The sequence below is a fragment of the Proteiniclasticum sp. genome (assembly GCF_032054185.1).
Lineage (GTDB): Bacteria > Bacillota > Clostridia > Clostridiales > Clostridiaceae > Proteiniclasticum.
In genome coordinates this window covers 23613-41457 of the sequence record NZ_DAMBTF010000001.1, presented here as the reverse complement: position 1 = coordinate 41457, position 17845 = coordinate 23613, and the positions used below count along the sequence as shown (strand labels likewise).

Below are 17845 nucleotides of genomic sequence, written 5' to 3'. Positions count from 1 at the left end.
TTCATACCCCAGTTTCATCCTAGGCTGAAACTGGGGTATACTTACGTTATCATATAGGTGATGAGCATAAAGCGAGCATGAATATAATGCTCAAAATGGAAGTGAAAGGATGAGCGAGATGAAAATAACAGTTCTGATCGAGAATGATCTTCTGAACCAGAAGTTTACTGCTGCCCATGGATTATGCCTGTACATCGAAACAGGGAGTCACAGAATTCTTTTTGATTTCGGACCTGATGATGGCTATCTTCGAAATGCGGAAAAGCTTGAAGTTTCTGTAGAAGATGTGAATATCGCATTTCTTTCCCATGGACATAAGGATCATGGAGGAGGAATTCCATCATTTCTTGAGGTGAATGAAAAAGCCAAGATCTACGTTCATCCCGGCGCAATCGGCACTTTCTATTCGAGGCAGGAGGATGGGGTAATGAAAGACATCGGTATTCCCGAAGAAATAAAGTCCAGCCAGAGAATCGTGACCATTGAAGGAATCACGGAAATCGACGATCATCTTACAGTGATCTCGGATATTACCGGGAATGAACTTGTACCTCCCGGTAATGAAACCATGTACAGGAATAAAGACGGGGTGGAAGTACCTGATGATTTCGCACATGAACAGAGCCTTCTGATTGAGGAAGAGGGGAAGCTTTATCTCTTCAGCGGGTGCGGACATAGGGGTATCGTGAACATCGTGGAAAAGGTCAGGGAGATTAAAGGGAAGTATCCCGATCATGTCATCGGCGGCTTTCACATCAAAAAACCGTCAAAGATCAGCTTTGATGAAACCTACGTTTATCGTCTCGGAGAAAGACTGATGGAAAGCGGTTCAACTTACCATACCTGTCACTGTACAGGACAGAAGATGTTCAGAAAGCTTAATAAAGTGATGGATGATAAGGTTCACTATATCGTAACAGGTACTGAGCTTGAAATCTGATTCATGAAGGTATCGTTTATAAATTTTATGCGTAGGATGTCATGAAAATGTCACAAAAACCTCACCCTTATCGGTCAGAATAAGAACCAGGAAGAGAAAACGCAATATGATGAAAGGGAGGGTGGAAATGAAGAAATTGCTTGTAACTTTGTTCTCTGCGTGCCTGATCTTTGCAGCAGGCTGCAGTGCAGCTAAAATGCAGTCAGAAAATCGGACAGATACTCTGAAGATAGATGAGGGGTTTATTGAACCTGAACCCTCAGAATGGACAGTCTATCATGAGGTCCTTACCGAGTATTTCCACTATCGTACCCAGTCGGTCATAAAACGCGACATTGATGTTCTCCATGATCGGTATCCGTCTCTTTCAGAGAATATCAGTATTGAAGAAGGAATCAACATCGAAGAAAATGAACTGAATAGCTACAGTGAAGGGATTATTCTGATTGATGCAAACTACAAGATTGAACAGTATGACCGGCTTAAGGTCAGAGAGATAAGCAGTGATGAGGTCGTTCTTCTGGTTCACGGTTCAAATCTTTATGTCACTGAGGGTTTTGGGGAGTCAGGAGGTGAATTTCTCATGGAATTATACCTTACGAAAGATAAGGGCAAATGGGAAATCACTATAACAGATGAGTATACCATTTCCGAGTATCACGCCTGGCTGGATGGGCAGAAGAAATAACTGACTGAATCAGCTAACTGAGAAGAGAAAAAGCAAATTTAAAAGCTTTGAACAGTAAGGAAAATATCCTGTCTGTTCAAAGCTTTTTGTGATTTTTATCTAGATCTCTTCCTTTTCTCCAGTTTTCTTTGGAGACTGGATCGGACTCAGATCATAAAGACCAGAAGAGATTTCCCAGAGATAAAGCGATGCGAGAGTTCCATAAGGAGAGAAGCGCCTTCTGTACTTTTCAAAAATCTCTCTTGAAATTTCCTTATGTCCATAGAGGAGCGTAAGACCTCTCTTTATGGCGAGATCACCGAAGCTCATGATGTCTTTTCTGCCCATGGTGAAGATCATGATCATCTCTGCGGTCCAGGGACCGATGCCGTCTAAAGTCACAAGGATTTCTGCCACTTCTTTATCTGTCATTGTCCACAGGGCTTCTAGATTAAGGAATCCATTATGGACTTTCTCTGCTGTCTTATGGATATAGACCGCTTTTCGCATGCTGATGCCAAGGCTCTGTATTTCTCCAAGGGGTGCGGCATATATCTTTTCGGGAGAAATCTCACCGAAATGATCAAGGAACCTCTTCCAGACGGTATCGAATGCTTTCATGGAAATCTGCTGACCTACTATGTTACTGATCAGGCTTCTGAAGATATCCGGATCGATTTCTCTCTCATACATAGGCAGGATGTCCATTGCTCTTGCGAGCTTCCTGTCTTTTCTTCTTAGACCCTGATATTCATCGTCTGTAAACTTAAGATAAGGCATGAGTTTCTCCTTTCTACTGTATACTGAAGCGGATATTCGGCACTTTAATCTTACTTTAATCTGCAAGTCGTTAAATGTCATACTCAAAATAACTCTGGTCTTCAATTTTTTCTTTGTGCCCGGAATCTTCATGAAATAGACGACCGCCCATTCTCGTATAGAATTTTATGGCTTCCTTGTTATGTGTATTGCACGAATTATAGAAACTTTTGAAGTTTCTTTCTGTACAATACTGTCTGATAAACGATATAACCGTTCTGCCTATACCCATTCTCTGATATCTGGAAAGAACATACAGAGAGTTCAGGTGTAATTCGTATCTGTTCTCATCCGGAGTATGTGATTCACTGAAAGTGAAATACCCTGCTTTCTCGCCCCTCACTTCGATGATATACACATAATGATCAGGATGATTAATCTCCTTGGCAACCTTATCGGTATGGAAGTCAAAATCGAACTGATCAATCAGATCGTCAGGATATACACCTCTATAAGTCTCATCCCAGACTGTTCTTCTCAATAAAGCTAAGATGCGTGCATCGGCCAAAACCGCGGGTCTGAAAATGTTCATCTCATCCTCCAATGCGCAATATTACAGTAAACATTTACGGCAATAAAAGTAAAAAGTTTAAGCTCGATTATGAAGAACCATCATAAACGGTTGTGTTTTAATTATAGCAAAATTCGGCAAATGCATCATCATCAGTTCTGTAATAGAAACCTAAATATATAAGATATTCATAATAATCACTTATATATTTACAAAAATAAAGGGTTTTATCCGTCTATAGAGAATAAAGAATATAGAGTATTATGGTCCATTATTGACATGATGAGACATATCGAGAAGTGAGGTAGACAGGTGAGAGAGATTTTTATAGCCAGGGAGACGAGAAAGCACAAGGGGATTCATTTAGCCCTCATAGCAATTGGATGTATACTGACTTATTATATGGATGCACAGCATCATTTCAGTTATGGAGAACGGTCAGGCATCAAAATTCTGCTATTTTTCGTTCTACCGGTGTTTTACGCACTCTTTGTACCAAGGTTTGATCTATTTTCGATTTTCAGAAGAACCAAGGGTGATGACAGTCTGAAAAAATCGCTGATTTTGGGAATTGTGGTCTATGTATCCCTCATTCTTCTCTATATCCTCATCAGAGACTACATTGACCTTTCAACCATAGAAAGCACAATGGCGGCGAATATGATGATCACGAAAGAGAATTTTATCGTAATCGCCATATACATATCATTCATCAATTCTCTTCTTGAAGAATTTTTCTTCAGGGGATTCGCGTTTCTTAAGCTGAAGAAAAGAATAGGAAGGGTTTATGCCTATGGAGTGAGCTCCTTCGCTTTTGCCGTTTATCATTTTTCTATTATCGACGGCTGGGTGAACCCTCTTCTGACATTCCTCGGACTTCTGGGTCTTTTCCTGGCCGGAATGTTCTTCAACTTTCTTAACGAAAGAAACGACAACATCTACAACAGCTACATGGTCCATATGTTTGCAAACTTTGCCATCAACACCATCGGGCTTCAGATGTTCGGCATCATCAATCTTCCGTTTCTTAGCTGATGAGGAGGTCTTATCATGACCATCGATGAACTTAAAAAGATACTTCGCGATAACAGAAATGAGGAAAACCGTTTTTTCATGGAAAAATATATGAGAAATCAGTTTCCATTTTTGGGCATAAAGACACCGGAAAGAAGAGAAATCATGAAAGATTTCTATAAATCCTATAGCGCTTTCTCACTGGATGATGTCAGAAGTCTGTACGAGGAAAAAGAACGTGAAATGCGATACTGTGCACTGAGTCTTCTGGAAAAATTTGTGGACGATCTCTCCTATGACGATCTTCCGGTACTGCTTGAGCTTGCGCTCACCGATCCCTGGTGGGATACCATAGACAGCTTTGCGCCGAGCATCTTCGGACCTATGGCTTTAAAGGACATAAGGGTGAAAGAGAGCATGAGAAAGCTGATTGATGAAGAAAGTATATGGCAGAAAAGGATATCCATCCTTTTTCAGCTGAAATACAAAGAGAAGATGGATGAAGCACATCTTACTGAAGCCATTACGAACAATGCACATACCAGAGAGTTTTTTGTGGATAAAGCCATAGGATGGGTACTCAGAGAATATTCCAAGACAAAACCGGAGTTTGTACGCCAGTTTCTGAAAGAACATGAACTTTCAACACTATCTGTCAGAGAATGCAGTAAATATCTATAATATGGTAAAATAGAATTAACGGTAAAACATCAGAACATAATGAATATTAAAAAATCAGGGTTATTGACATGGAGGAAGATTATGGCAGTTGTTAAGGAAAAAGAGATCACCGTAGATGTGGAAATCAGCAAGGCGTTTGCACTTATTGAAAATGATTTCAGAAAGAAAAATGAAACCGTCATGGAAAATCGGGAACTGACTGAGGAAGAAGGTATCTTCAGGATATTCTTTAAAAAGAGTATGGTCTCAAATGGAGAATATATGGACATCAGGCTGGAGAAGCTTGAAGAGGGAAAAACAAAAATTTCCATGGTCTCGGCATCGAAGGTTGAAAAAACCGTGCATGACTGGGGAAAAAACAATAAAAATATACGGCTCATCCTTGAGCTGATGGGAGTTGTACCGAAAGATGAAAAGAAGGGAGTATATTACCCGGGACGAAGATGATGTAAAAAAGGAACTTACAGATCTTCAGATTAAAGTGACCAAGGAAAATGCAACGGAGATGCCACATCGAAATGAATATGATCAGAATTTCAATCCTGGCATTTATGTGGATCTTTATACAGGGGAGCCTCTGTTTTCAAGTCTTGATAAGTATGATGCGGGGTGCGGATGGCCGAGTTTTACAAAGCCCATAGAAAAACGCATCGTCAAAGAAAAGGCGGACTTTGATTTCGGCATGCACAGAATAGAAGTGAGGAGCAAGACATCCGATTCTCATCTAGGTCATGTGTTTACCGATGGTCCTAAGGACAAGGGCGGCCTTCGCTACTGCATCAATTCAGCGGCAATGCATTTCATACCGAAAGATAAACTTATAGAGGAAGGTTATGAGGAGTATCTCAGCCTTTTCGATGACGAGGAATAGATAGAGCAAGCCAAGGAAGATCGACATATAGTGAGGTGGAAAAGGTGAAGAACATACTCATCGTTGAAGATGAAAGAAGACTGGCCAGGTTTATGGAGCTGGAACTGAGTCATGAGGGCTATCAGGTGGACATCGTTTCAGATGGACAAAGTGCGCTCATGAATCTCATGAACAAGAAATATGATGTCATGCTGCTGGACCTTATGATTCCCATCGTAGATGGGGTTGAAGTGACCAGGCGTGCAAGGACATTTACGGATATTCCGATCATTATGATTACAGCAAGAGACGGACTGGAAGACAAGGTGAAGGGCTTTGATATCGGAGCGGATGAGTATATGACCAAACCGTTTGAAATGGAAGAGCTCCTTGCACGACTACGTGCGCTGTTCAGAAAGAATGAACCTAAGGAAGAAGAGACAAAGCTTCTTCAGTTCAAGGAGCTTACCCTCAATCGTGACACCTATGAGGTCTATCGTGACGGAGAGAAGAAGGAACTGACCAAGAAAGAGTTTGATCTTCTGGCTTATCTTCTTGAAAACCAGGGCATTGTCCTGACAAGAGAAAAGATTCTCAATAATGTCTGGGGGTTTGATTTTGAAGGGGAGACCAACGTGGTGGATGTCTATATCCGATTTTTACGAAGCAAGCTTGATGACGGATACGAGGACAAGCTGATCCACACCGTAAGAGGAGCAGGATATATCATCAGGTAGGAGAGAGATATGAAAAGACTGAAATTATCCACGAAGATCACCTGGAATTATGCGCTGATCTTCACGAGCATCCTTCTCATCATCAATCTCGCTGTCTTTCTGAGTACACAGTTCTACAACAGACTGAGTGCGAAAAATGAAGTGGAAGTGCTTCTTGAGACACTGGAAGAAGAGATTCTGAGCGGAACTGTATTTACAGGGGAGAGTCTACAACGCTATGGCGCAGTTTCTCCCTTTTTTGTGCGCCTTGAAATCGGAGATGCCATCATTTCTTCCATCGATAACTATTCCATTAAGGAAAATGGCGATGATCTGACGCTTCTAAAGTCTTTTGAAACGGGCATCGAAGAGTCGGACAAGGTGATCGTATCACGGAAGAAAGTGGCTGGAGCAGAAGGTGTGGTTGATCTTCTGGTTCTTAAGGATCTGTCCGTATTCACCTTCATGAATACCGTGACACTTGTCACGCTGATCATTGCATCTCTTCTTGGGATATTTGTGAGCTATGTGGTGGGTTATATCATCTCCAGACAGAGTTTTGCGCCCATCATCAGTATGACAAAATCTGCTGCAGCCATCGGGCCCGGCAATATCCATGCAAGACTTGAAGAGCCTGAAGTTCAGGATGAGCTCAAGGAGCTGTCCCAGACATTCAACGGGCTTCTTGATCGTCTGGATGACGCCTACTCGAAGCAGGCGAAATTTGTCTCTGACGCGTCCCATGAACTGAGAACACCGCTTACAGTAATCAAAGGATACAATGATCTCCTAATGAGATGGGGAAAAGACGATAAAGAAATTCTGGATGAAGCGATTGATGCCATCCGAGCTGAAACAGACAACATGAGCATGCTGGTTGAAAATCTTCTCTTCATCGCTAAAGGCGAGAACAGAAAGATGAAGCTTGATATGAGCACCTTCAGTGTTCGTGAGCTTCTTGAAGAAACCGCAAAGGATTCCGAGCTCAGTGTTTCGGGCCGGGATTTTCTCGTCATCGCAGATGACTTCAGCGTGACGCAGGATCGCAGAATGATCAAGCAGCTGCTCAGAATTTTCATAGAGAACAGCGTGAAGTTCACAAAAAAAGATGCACGGATTACCCTCAAGGCGGAAAAAGAAGACGGGTCCTATTCTCTTTTTGTCATCGATGACGGAGAAGGGATCGCAGAAGAGGATCTCGCCAGGATTTTTGAGAGGTTTTATGTTGCGGACAAAGCAAGAACCAAGAACAAGGCTGGCTCAGGGCTTGGTCTATCCATTGCCAAGTGGATCGCTGAAACTCATGGAGGAACGCTTGAGGCAAAGAGCACACTGGGGATGGGCACAACCATGATCGCAAAATTCCCTCTTTCTTCTGAAAGCTGACCGAGAACCTACTAGGCACTCTGTTATTAGGTGATGGTCCGTTAAAATACAAGCAGATTAAAAGAGCCTCTATCACTCCTGTGATAGGGCTCTTTGACTTAACTTATCAAGATCACTTTTTAGCAGGCACCTTCTTGATGCTCTGTTTTTTCGAAGAATGTCTGACAGTGATCATGTAGATGAGCTTCTTCATGCTCGACTTGATGACTCGCCACATGACCTGAAGGACAAATCCTGCAATGATGGAGAAGAGAATTCTCATGTAGAAATCATAGTATGGATCCACTTCAGTCGTTCCGTAGATGTAGTTTTCCCATCTCTGTAGGAAGAAGAGAACCTGTGATGCAAGGATTCCTACGGTCATGACACGTGCGATGATCGGGAGATTCATGAAGAACAGAATCACAATGATCAGTCCCAGTGCAGTGTACAGGAAGAGATAGGAATCAAAGAGAGCGGGTATTTTTTTAAAATCCAGAAGTTGAAGGGGGTCCCAGTTATATACGTATACTTCCCCGATGGCATGTGCAATCATGAACAAGATCATTGGAATGAGTCTTGTGGCCAATGCCTGGATGAACCATATTGTTTTCCAAACGTATTTCATTTTTTATCCTCCAAATAATATGTCTATATTCCATTATATCATGTGTTTATCGCTCTTAAAAGCGGATAACCATGATATGAATCCTCATTTATCCTGAAGTCTTGATACAAACAGGTTTCGGATTTTTACATTCTAGAAAAGTATAGCCCATTCTTCTTAGTTTTTCCATGTTTATTCTTGAAAATCTCCTTAAGATTGCCTGTAAGGAGCGGGAGAAAACGCAGTTCTTTCTTTTGATGCAGAATCCTCTAATGAAGAATGACGGATCCAACATTGACCCGTCACCGGAAGACTGTTATACGCTAAGAGTTCTGCTTTTTCTTCTCCAGAGCATGAAGAGATAAAACCATACTGCATAGATGAGAAGTACAACAAGAAGAGTGAGCATTCTCTCTTTGTCTGAACCGTCTGCGAGAAGCACAGGTCCGATTCCAAAGAATGTAATCAGAAGAAATACTGCAGTAAAAAGGAGATTAACAAGGAATTTCGTGCTTTTCATAAGTTCATCATCCTTTCAAAGGTCTTTTATTTGATTATAATAGATGTTGAGGGAAAAAACATTTTTATGCTTAAACGTAAAGAAAAACATAAGAATATGATAAAATAGACTAGGTATTAAGGGGAATTTAAAACTGCTCGACTATATTAGTACTATTGAAAGAAAAAATAATACAGCTAATCGAAGGGAATGGATTAAATGAGGTTTTTAGACAGACTGGACAGATTTGTCGCTAAGTTTGCGATAAAGGACTTAATGAAATATATCATGCTGGGGTCATTCGGCGTGTTCATCATGGATATGGTATCAAGCAATCTGATGTCACGACTTCTTCAGTTCAACAGAGAACTGATCATGCAAGGGCAGATCTGGAGGGTCATCACCTTCATTTTTATTCCTGGATCGGGAAGTTTTCTTGTCATCATCAGTCTGTTTTTCTACTACTACATAGGAAGAACACTGGAAATGGCATGGGGTACGACAAGATTCAACACCTACTATTTCATGGGGCTGTTCTTTACGATCCTCGTGGGATTCTTTGTGGGATATACGACAACCACCTATCTTAATATGACGCTGTTTCTAGCTTACGCCACAACTTTCCCGGAAAGTCAGGTCAATATCTACTTTGTCCTGCCTGTGAAGGTCAAGTATCTTGGCTTCCTCTATGCGGCAACTGTGGCATTTCAGTTCATTACAGCTGGCTGGCTTGTCAGAATCATCATCCTCGTCTCACTGCTTAACTTCCTGATTTTCTTCGGACCTTCGTTCATGAAGAACAGAAAGAGAAAAACGAAGACTCAGCAGATGAGAAGAAACATTGAATCTGCAAAAATCGCTTCAAAGATCAGTACAATTCATAAATGTACAACCTGCGGCATTACCGAGAGAGATGATCCGAACATGGAATTCAGATACTGCACAAAATGCGAAGGCAATTATGAGTATTGTGAAAAGCACATCAGAAATCATGAACACAAAACAAAGGTCATCAATATAGAGGACAGAAGATAGAATTAGTATTGTCATGAAACACACTGAAAATGAGTATTATTTAGATTAATGCGATTTATTAAGGATTTGTTATTTTTGTGATTAGTCGTTGATTTTGACTTTGGATTTTAATATACTGAGTACGTGGTGCTTAAGGGCATCCGTGAGATGAAGAGGGATGGCAAGTTTTACGAACGTATAACTTATGTGAAACCCCATTGCCGAAGTAGTCTCAAAGTTATGCGCCTGGCGTTACTGCCGGGCCATAGAATAAGTGCTGCTGCACTTATTTTTTTCGGAAATGAGAGGATAAGAGACTACCTGCCACAGGTGGTCTCTTATCTGTTCTCAAGGAGGTTTTTCTCGGGAACTAAAGTAAGGAGTTTAGGGAGGCGGGCAGTGAGGGTAAAGTTTACGCGAATGTCATGAATAAAGTGCAGTTTCCCCTTTAAACCTTATACCTCCATAGCTTATAATAGAAATAATAGATTGCCTTTCAAGGAGGTTCAATAAATGTTGAAGAAATACGGCCTTTCCACAATAGACAACAAGCAGGTGAAACTAAACCGTCTTGAAGTCACCGGGAATATCTGTGGAGAGTATATAGAATACACCATATCCCAGGACTACAAAAACAATACTGAAGATAATATAGAGGGTGTATACAGTTTCCCGATTCCTACCACATCTCTGATCACGGGAATTGAAGTGAATTTAGGGGGAAGAAACCTTAAAGCCATGATCGAAGATCGCGGGTCGGTTCTGACTACCCTTAAGGAAAGCAGAGAAGAGGGAATCAACACACTTTCACTTGAGCAGAAAGACGATGAGTATTTTACCATAACAATCGGTAATATCCTGCCTAATGAAAAGGTCAATCTTCGGATCACCTATATGGATCAGCTGACGTACGAGGATGATACGTTATCTCTGTATATCCCGTCGGTTGTCGATCCTGTGTATTATAATGAAGACGATGAAGAGGAAACCGCAGAGGAAGTGGATTTCTATCTGTCCCTTCTTGTGGAGTCCTATTCCCGAATGGAATTTAAATCACCCAGTCATAAGATCAGTGTGGAAAGGGAGGATGACACCTTATCTAAGGTTACCGTTTCAAAATCCCAGACGCTGGATCACGACTTTATACTGACCATGAGAGAAGTATCCCCGCAGATTGCAGCGGGCATGGGTTACAGCTATTATGAAGACGAGATGGAAAAATCCATCCTTATGTTAAAGCTTGCTCCGATCTTACCGGATATTCCTGTGGAATATACAACAAACTATTCCTTCATTCTCGATATTTCGGTGTCCATGGGCGGGTTCAAGCTTGAAGAAGCGAAGAATGCGGTGCTCATCGCACTGAGAAGTCTCGAGGAAGGCGACAAGTTCAATCTTGTGGCTTATAACGAGGAAGTATATAAGTTCTCCAGCGGCGGCAAGGTGAAGTTTACAAAGGAAAATCTTGCGGCAGCAACAGAGTGGATCGAAAGTCTTGAAACCAGAGAAGGGGACATGACCTTTGATGCACTTAAGGATGCCATAAGAGAAGCCGAATCAGAAGATGAGGAAAGCACAATCTTCCTGTTCACCGACGATTATGTGGAGAACGAGGACGAGATTCTTGAGTATGTCCGAACCAATGTGGGCAACAACAGAATATTCCCCATCGGTATCGATACAGAGGTAAACAGCTTCTTCATCAACAAGCTTGCAGAGGTGGGCAATGGAAGACCTGAGTTCATCGATGAAGGTGAAAGAATAGATGATATCATCCTAAGGCAGTTCAACAGAATCCATAATCCTCAGCTGGATGTCACAGAGATCGACTTCGGCGATATGATTGTCGAGAAGACCTATCCGGGTACCATAACCTACCTTTATGACCGTGAACCGTTCACGATCTTTGCTCAGGTGGAAGGCAGCATAAGTGGAAGCATCAATATTAAAGGTGTTGTGGATGAAGTGGATTATACCATGCACATCGATCTGGACAAACTGGAAATCGAAGAGAACTCCAAACTGATTCAGAAGGTGTGGGCGAGAAAAAGAATCGAGTCCCTGGTGGAAAAAGAAAGATCATCAAGAGGGGTGGAACAGGAACAAATCAAGGAAGAAATTCTTGATCTCTCTAAGGCGAATTCCATCATATCTTCAGAAACAAGCTTCATGATGCTTGAAACCATCGAAGATCCTGTCATGGGTATCGGACTGAACCGGATCGTCCCTATGGATATGTCCGAAACCACCATGAAGAATCTTGCAAGAGGATACTTCCTGGATGAAGCGGCATACAGCTTTGATGTCAATATCCGAGAGAAGATGGCTGCAACCGGTCTTACCCATAAGGAAGCGAAGATGGCCATTAAATATGACAGAGATAATCTCTTAAGAGTACTTGCAAAGAATCAGCAGGCTGACGGTTCGTTCCTGGATCTTGGAGAAGAAACGACAGAAAGAATACTGGAAACGACACTGAGAAGTCTTCTGGCATTCCTCGTCGGTTCAGAAACTACAGCCATCTACCTGAACAACGTATCCAAGTCTCTAAGATATGTCATGAATATATTAAGAGAAGATGAAAAGCTTATTACAGAGAGAAATTATATGCTGCTGAGGGTCGCTTATGATCTTGCGGAGAAGAAGAATCTCATCAAGGGAAGAACGAGAGACATCAATATTGAACTGGTGAGCAAGATATCGGATCTTAAATATCGTGAATCTCTGGAAGAGGTAGGAGACCTTGTTACAAAGGCATCTCCTGTTCAGAAGAAGTTCATTACAGCAGGAACCCTGAACATTTCCAAATCCTATGTAGAGAACGCTCATGAGATTTTCGAAATGGATATCCGCTCAAACATTACCAATATTGCAAATATCGCCATAGCCAAAGCACTCTAAAAGAACAGATTATAGACACCGGATCTTCGGATTCCGGTGTCTTTTTTATGGGTCAAAACAGATTCATTGCCTGTTTACGGAATTATCAAAATATAAAGGGGTATTTCTTACAATCCGTAAATAAATAAAGTGCAACAAAATAAATCACCCGTCCTGCAAATCAATGAACCTTGGAAACGGTTGCAGTTCTAATGGTTTAGTGAATTATACAATTGATATCACTCAGTTCATCGATGGTCAGATTATTTGTGTTTGAAAAAAATTAACGTCTTGACATAGTTTCAACCGCGAGTATGCATAAATCTTCAAAATATGACGCATTGTGATTTTTTAGCGATCTGAAGAAATTATATTTGCTCTTTTATTATATACGATTAAACATTGTGGATTATGTTTAAAGAATATTTATAGAAAAGATGTTGAGTTTTCGCAAACTGTATCGAATTATGAGATTATTAATATCAAATAGTTGACTTATATTTAATCTGTTGATATAAAATGTCGAATGAAATAGAATGATGTTGTGAGCGTAGCGTTCGTTAACGCAGTAGTAGTGTTAAGAGATGTCTGGCGAATCAGAAGTAAGATTAATCGTTTATCGCAATTTGTTTGATTTCAGTTGCTGTATCGCTAATTTCTATGAAAAAGCATTGGAGGGTGAGTAAAAAAATGAAAGGAAAAAGAAAAATAAGACTGGTTCTAGGACTTCTTCTGACGATATTGATGGTGATGCCAGGGGGCATGATCAAAGCGGAAGAAGTTGAAGGAGCAGCACCGCCAGCAGAGGAAAATGTTGTAGCACCAGAAGTAGTGGCACCTGCACCTGACCCTGAAGCGGTTGAACCTGTTGTGGAAGAACCGGTACCTGCTGAAGATCCTAAGGAACCGGAAGTGGCTCCGGTTGTGGAACCTGCAGTAGAAGAAGAGAAAGTTGAAGTGCCTGCAGTTGAAGATCCGCCTGTTGTAGAGCTGGAAACTGCAGAACCTCAGAATGAACCACCTCTCGAAGCACCGATGAAATCAGCAGCTGTAGCTCCTGCAGATGAAAAAGCGGAAGTGAATAGCTTCGAAGATTTAGAAGGAGACTACAAGTGGGGAGAAAATGTACCTGCAGAAGGAACTGAACATGATGCGGAACTGGGATGGGTTACCGATGCTCTTGGTGGAGCAGAAGCGGCCAGGGGAGGTTTCCCGCACTTCAAGTTCGGCGTTATCGAAATCAGCAAAGTATGGATGGCTGACAGAAAAGAAATTCCTAAAGCAGTGGCATTCAAGCTTTATGCTGATGGAAAACTGGTTGGTGTTTTACCGATCCTGTCATCCAAAGACTGGAAAACGAAACTGGTTGTTCCAGTAAAAATCGGGGATCACGTCATCTCCTACAGCATTCAGGAAATGCCTATTAAAGGATTCAGAAGTACTGTAAAAGGTCTGACGATCACAAATCAGCAGATGAGATATCTGTCGGTCAAGAAAGTCTGGATCGGAGATGAAAAGCCTGAAGAAAAATATGACTTCAGACCGGAATCAGTCACCTACCGTCTTAAAGCTAACGGAAGGTTCTTTGGAGAAGAAAGAACTTTAACCGAAGCTAAGGGATGGAAAGAATTTATAGAAGTGCCTGCATATGATTCAAGGGGCAAAATCAGATATGACGTAGTCGAGCAGAAACTTGAAGGATATAAAACAAAAGTCGAGTTCTGCAAGATTGATAAGATGTATAAAGAAGAAAAACATGAACATGATGAAAAATGTGCGGATTTTATCATCATGAACATCTTTACCAATAAGAAAGACCTCACCCTGACTAAGGTCTGGGATGATAACAACAATCCTGAAAGACCATCTAAGGTCATGTTCGAGCTTTACCAGAATGACAAGTTCCGTAAAACGGTCAACATTTCTGCTAAAGACGGCTGGAAAGCAGTGGTATCAGACTTTATTTATGACAGAGACTGGAATGAATATGTCTATACAGTTGGTGAAGAAAATGTTCCTGAAGGATACCGAGCTCGTGTTGACGGACTGACCATAACAAACAAACTCATAGAAATGGTCGAAGTCAAGGGTGAGAAGTTCTGGTGGGACAACGGCAGGTTCAGACCTGAATCCGTAATGGTCAAACTGATGGCTAACGGCGAATTCGTCAAAGAGCTTGAGGTTCTGCCTGATGAATCAGGCAGATGGCTGTATGATTTCGGGAAATATCCGAAATACGACGAAGAAGACAAACCGATCGCATATGAACTGGTAGAAGAGGAAGTCAGATTCTACACCACAAAGGTTGAAGGATTCAACATCTACAACCAGCAGTGGAGATGGCTGAGTGTCAAGAAGATCTGGGAACATGACTGGGCTGCTGAAAAGTATCACAACATGAGACCGGATATGGTGAAGTACCAGCTGATGCTGGATGGAAAACCGTTCGGGGAAGAAAGAACGCTCACCGAAAAGAAGAATTGGACAGACATGGTATGGGTACCTGGATTCGATGCAGATGGGCTCATAGAATATGAAGTTCATGAACTGCACGTTGAAGGATACACCACAAGATACGAATATCTAAGCGACAAGCTTGAGGCTGCCTCAAGAGTGGAGAAGAATTACGGATGGCGTCCAGAAATCACCATCATCAATACCTTCACAAACAAGAAGCACATCGAACTGAAGAAGATCTGGGACGACAACAACAACGAAGCCAGACCAGAGGAAGTGACCTTCACTCTTTATGGAAATGGAAAATTCGTGAAGGATGTCGTGCTGACAGAAGAAGGCGAATGGAGTGAGCATCTTGAAGTGTTCATCTTCGGTTGGGACTGGAAACCGATCAAGTACACAGTCGAAGAAAAAGTTGTACCTGAAGGCTATAAAGCAACTGTTGACGGACTGACCATAACAAACAGACTCATAGAAATGGTCGAAGTCAAAGGCGAGAAGTTCTGGTGGGACAACGGCAAGTTCAGACCTGAATCGGTTATGGTCAAACTGATGGCTAACGGCGAATTCGTCAAAGAGCTTGAGGTTATGCCTGATGAATCAGGCAGATGGCTGTATGACTTCGGAAAATATCCGAAATACGACGAAGAAGACAAACCGATCGCATATGAACTGGTAGAAGAGGAAGTCAGATTCTACACCACAAAGGTTGAAGGATTCAACATCTACAACCAGCAGTGGAGATGGCTGAGTGTCAAGAAGATCTGGGAACATGACTGGGCTGCTGAAAAGTATCACAACATGAGACCGGATATGGTGAAGTACCAGCTGATGCTGGATGGAAAACCGTTCGGGGAAGAAAGAACGCTCACCGAAAAGAAGAATTGGACAGACATGGTATGGGTACCTGGATTCGATGCAGATGGGCTCATAGAATATGAAGTTCATGAACTGCACGTTGAAGGATACACCACAAGATACGAATATCTAAGCGACAAGCTTGAGGCTGCCTCAAGAGTGGAGAAGAATTACGGATGGCGTCCAGAAATCACCATCATCAATACCTTCACAAACAAGAAGCACATCGAACTGAAGAAGATCTGGGACGACAACAACAACGAAGCCAGACCAGAGGAAGTGACCTTCACTCTTTATGGAAATGGAAAATTCGTGAAGGATGTCGTGCTGACAGAAGAAGGCGAATGGAGTGAGCATCTTGAAGTGTTCATCTTCGGTTGGGACTGGAAACCGATCAAGTACACAGTCGAAGAAAAAGATATACCTGAAGGTTATGAAGCAACTGTTGATGGACTAACCATAACAAACAAACTCATCAAACTACCTGAAATGGAAGAAATCAAGGGTGAAAAAACCTGGCTGGATGACGGAACTGGAAGACCTCTACACATCATGGTCAAACTTATGGCTAATGGTGAGCTGAAGGAAACAAAGAAGGTTATGCCGGTCGATGGAAAATGGTTCTATGATTTCGGTAAAATGCCTAAATATGACGATGAGGACAAGCTGATCGTCTATACCATCATGGAAGAACCTGTTGAAGGTTATGAGATGATCAAGAAAGACGGTTATGACATCGCAAACAGAAGAGTCGAGATCATGATGATCTCAGGTGAAAAGACATGGGATGACCTAATGAACAGACCATCCGAAATTACCGTTCACCTGCACAGAAATGGAGAACTCTTCAAGGAAATGGTTGTAAAACCGAATGAAGCAGGTAAATGGCTGTATGAATTCAAAGAACTGGCTAAATTCGACGAAATGGGCAAGCCTTATGTCTATACCATTTCCGAGAAAGAAATCCTGTTCTATGATGCTCATGTAACAGGATATAACATCCATAATTACCAGCAGAGAGCAACACTTAAGATTCTTAAAGTGAACAAGAGTGATGTAGTGCTACCTGGTGCGGTTTTCGAGATCTACGATGTTATGGGTAAACTTCTAAAGACTGCTACAACCGGAGTAGATGGAACCATTACAATGGTGCTTCCGCTTGGTGCATACAGGATCAAGGAACTTTCCCCACCGACTGGATACAAGAAACTGGAAACAACCACCATGGCAATGCTGCTCAAAGACGGCGAAGTGGTCACAGTTGAAATCGAAAACGAATTCCTGGAATTCGATGATGTTTCACCAAAGCCGCTGCCGGAAACACCTGTAACACCAACGAGACCTACACTGCCTTCGACAGGATCAGCAGGCGGAAATGCCTTCTATCTGTTCGGTATGGCATCTGTCGCTTTCGGACTGTTCAATCTGAAGAGAAAGAAAGTATAGAAGCGTATAGGCTTGGCGCAGGCTGAGCGTAGGATAAGTTAAGGGAGACCGGTTCGGATGAAGTTCATCCGGGCTGGTCTTTCAGCGTGTGAGGAGTGGTGGATCCCGTGATATCTGGTTTACAATTCACACAATATGTTGTACTATGGATATAGAACAAGCACAATATATAGTGCGTTGGAGATGAAGTTGAAATGCAGATGGCTAAAGTAATCGTGATAAAAGAAGACAAGACAATGGAGGCGTTTGACAGGGATATCCTCACCTCTTCAATAGAAGACAGCTTCAAGGTCTCCGAAACCGGTTTTTCCGCATCACTCCTTGGTATGCTCACGGATGAAGTGATTACAAAGCTGATCACCATCGGTACGGAGCTCTATGGTGAAGATATTTATCATGCGGTTCTGGATACTCTTGAGGAAAACGGCTACGATGAAGTGGCGAAGATCTATCAGCTGAGACACAGAAAAGAGGGCTGATCAGGAAGTTTAACGATATGAATAAGATTACCCCTGGGAAAG

16 protein-coding genes are annotated in these 17845 nt (G+C 42.0%); 12 read left to right on the top strand and 4 right to left on the bottom strand.

What is annotated here, in order from left to right; all coding sequences use genetic code 11:
- Window positions 1-118: 118 nt before the first annotated feature.
- Both RTX25_RS00195 and RTX25_RS00190 read left to right on the top strand, forming a co-directional pair.
- On the top strand, window positions 119-940 hold the full coding sequence (locus RTX25_RS00195; RefSeq protein ID WP_312649234.1) for an MBL fold metallo-hydrolase: 822 nt from the start codon (window positions 119-121) through the stop codon (window positions 938-940).
- A 127-nt stretch (window positions 941-1067) separates the two neighbouring features.
- Window positions 1068-1628: a hypothetical protein gene (locus RTX25_RS00190; protein WP_312649232.1), complete on the top strand. Its 561-nt coding sequence runs from the start codon at window positions 1068-1070 to the stop codon at window positions 1626-1628.
- Window positions 1629-1727: 99 nt separating this feature from the next.
- On the opposite strand, the gene RTX25_RS00185 is transcribed toward RTX25_RS00190, so the two are convergent.
- Window positions 1728-2387: a DNA-3-methyladenine glycosylase 2 family protein gene (locus RTX25_RS00185; RefSeq protein ID WP_312649230.1), complete on the bottom strand. Its 660-nt coding sequence runs from the start codon at window positions 2385-2387 to the stop codon at window positions 1728-1730.
- A 70-nt stretch (window positions 2388-2457) separates the two neighbouring features.
- Window positions 2458-2958 carry a GNAT family N-acetyltransferase gene (locus RTX25_RS00180; protein ID WP_312649228.1) on the bottom strand — a complete coding sequence of 167 codons (501 nt, stop codon included), beginning with the start codon at window positions 2956-2958 and terminating at the stop codon, window positions 2458-2460.
- 291 nt (window positions 2959-3249) lie between these two features.
- On the opposite strand from RTX25_RS00180, the gene RTX25_RS00175 reads away from it, so the two are divergent.
- From RTX25_RS00175 to RTX25_RS00150, 6 genes are all read left to right on the top strand, one after another.
- The gene (locus tag RTX25_RS00175; protein WP_312649227.1) at window positions 3250-3972 is read left to right on the top strand and encodes a CPBP family intramembrane glutamic endopeptidase; all 723 of its coding nucleotides are present in this window, start codon (window positions 3250-3252) and stop codon (window positions 3970-3972) included.
- Window positions 3973-3987: 15 nt separating this feature from the next.
- Window positions 3988-4632, top strand: coding sequence for a DNA alkylation repair protein (locus RTX25_RS00170; RefSeq protein WP_312649225.1), 645 nt, complete (start codon window positions 3988-3990; stop codon window positions 4630-4632).
- 81 nt (window positions 4633-4713) lie between these two features.
- A complete protein-coding gene (locus RTX25_RS00165; protein WP_312649223.1) occupies window positions 4714-5079 on the top strand; it encodes a hypothetical protein in 366 nt (121 codons plus the stop codon).
- A complete protein-coding gene (gene msrB / locus RTX25_RS00160) occupies window positions 5042-5503 on the top strand; it encodes a peptide-methionine (R)-S-oxide reductase MsrB (protein ID WP_312649221.1) in 462 nt (153 codons plus the stop codon). Before RTX25_RS00165 ends, msrB begins: the two co-directional genes overlap by 38 nt.
- Window positions 5504-5547: 44 nt before the next feature.
- The gene (locus RTX25_RS00155; RefSeq protein ID WP_312649219.1) at window positions 5548-6219 is read left to right on the top strand and encodes a response regulator transcription factor; all 672 of its coding nucleotides are present in this window, start codon (window positions 5548-5550) and stop codon (window positions 6217-6219) included.
- 9 nt (window positions 6220-6228) lie between these two features.
- Entirely contained in the window at window positions 6229-7584 is a 1356-nt protein-coding gene (locus tag RTX25_RS00150; RefSeq protein ID WP_312649217.1) for an ATP-binding protein, read from the top strand.
- A gap of 112 nt (window positions 7585-7696) precedes the next feature.
- Here the strand turns inward: RTX25_RS00150 and RTX25_RS00145 are convergent, their stop codons facing one another.
- Together RTX25_RS00145 and RTX25_RS00140 are read right to left on the bottom strand one after the other, a co-directional pair.
- Window positions 7697-8191 (bottom strand): hypothetical protein, encoded by a 495-nt coding sequence (locus RTX25_RS00145; protein WP_312649216.1) that lies wholly within the window; start codon window positions 8189-8191, stop codon window positions 7697-7699.
- Between the two features lie 295 nt (window positions 8192-8486).
- On the bottom strand, window positions 8487-8690 hold the full coding sequence (locus RTX25_RS00140; protein WP_312649214.1) for a DUF6954 family protein: 204 nt from the start codon (window positions 8688-8690) through the stop codon (window positions 8487-8489).
- A gap of 198 nt (window positions 8691-8888) precedes the next feature.
- On the opposite strand from RTX25_RS00140, the gene RTX25_RS00135 reads away from it, so the two are divergent.
- The 4 genes from RTX25_RS00135 to RTX25_RS00120 all read left to right on the top strand — a co-directional run bounded on the left by RTX25_RS00135 (window position 8889) and on the right by RTX25_RS00120 (window position 17803).
- On the top strand, window positions 8889-9704 hold the full coding sequence (locus RTX25_RS00135) for a hypothetical protein (RefSeq protein WP_312649212.1): 816 nt from the start codon (window positions 8889-8891) through the stop codon (window positions 9702-9704).
- A gap of 492 nt (window positions 9705-10196) precedes the next feature.
- Window positions 10197-12584: a VIT and VWA domain-containing protein gene (locus tag RTX25_RS00130; protein WP_312649210.1), complete on the top strand. Its 2388-nt coding sequence runs from the start codon at window positions 10197-10199 to the stop codon at window positions 12582-12584.
- Window positions 12585-13253: 669 nt separating this feature from the next.
- Window positions 13254-17324, top strand: a complete 4071-nt coding sequence (locus RTX25_RS00125; protein ID WP_312649208.1) for a Cna B-type domain-containing protein — start codon at window positions 13254-13256, stop codon at window positions 17322-17324.
- Between the two features lie 194 nt (window positions 17325-17518).
- Window positions 17519-17803 carry an ATP cone domain-containing protein gene (locus RTX25_RS00120; RefSeq protein WP_312649206.1) on the top strand — a complete coding sequence of 95 codons (285 nt, stop codon included), beginning with the start codon at window positions 17519-17521 and terminating at the stop codon, window positions 17801-17803.
- Window positions 17804-17845 lie beyond the last annotated feature (42 nt).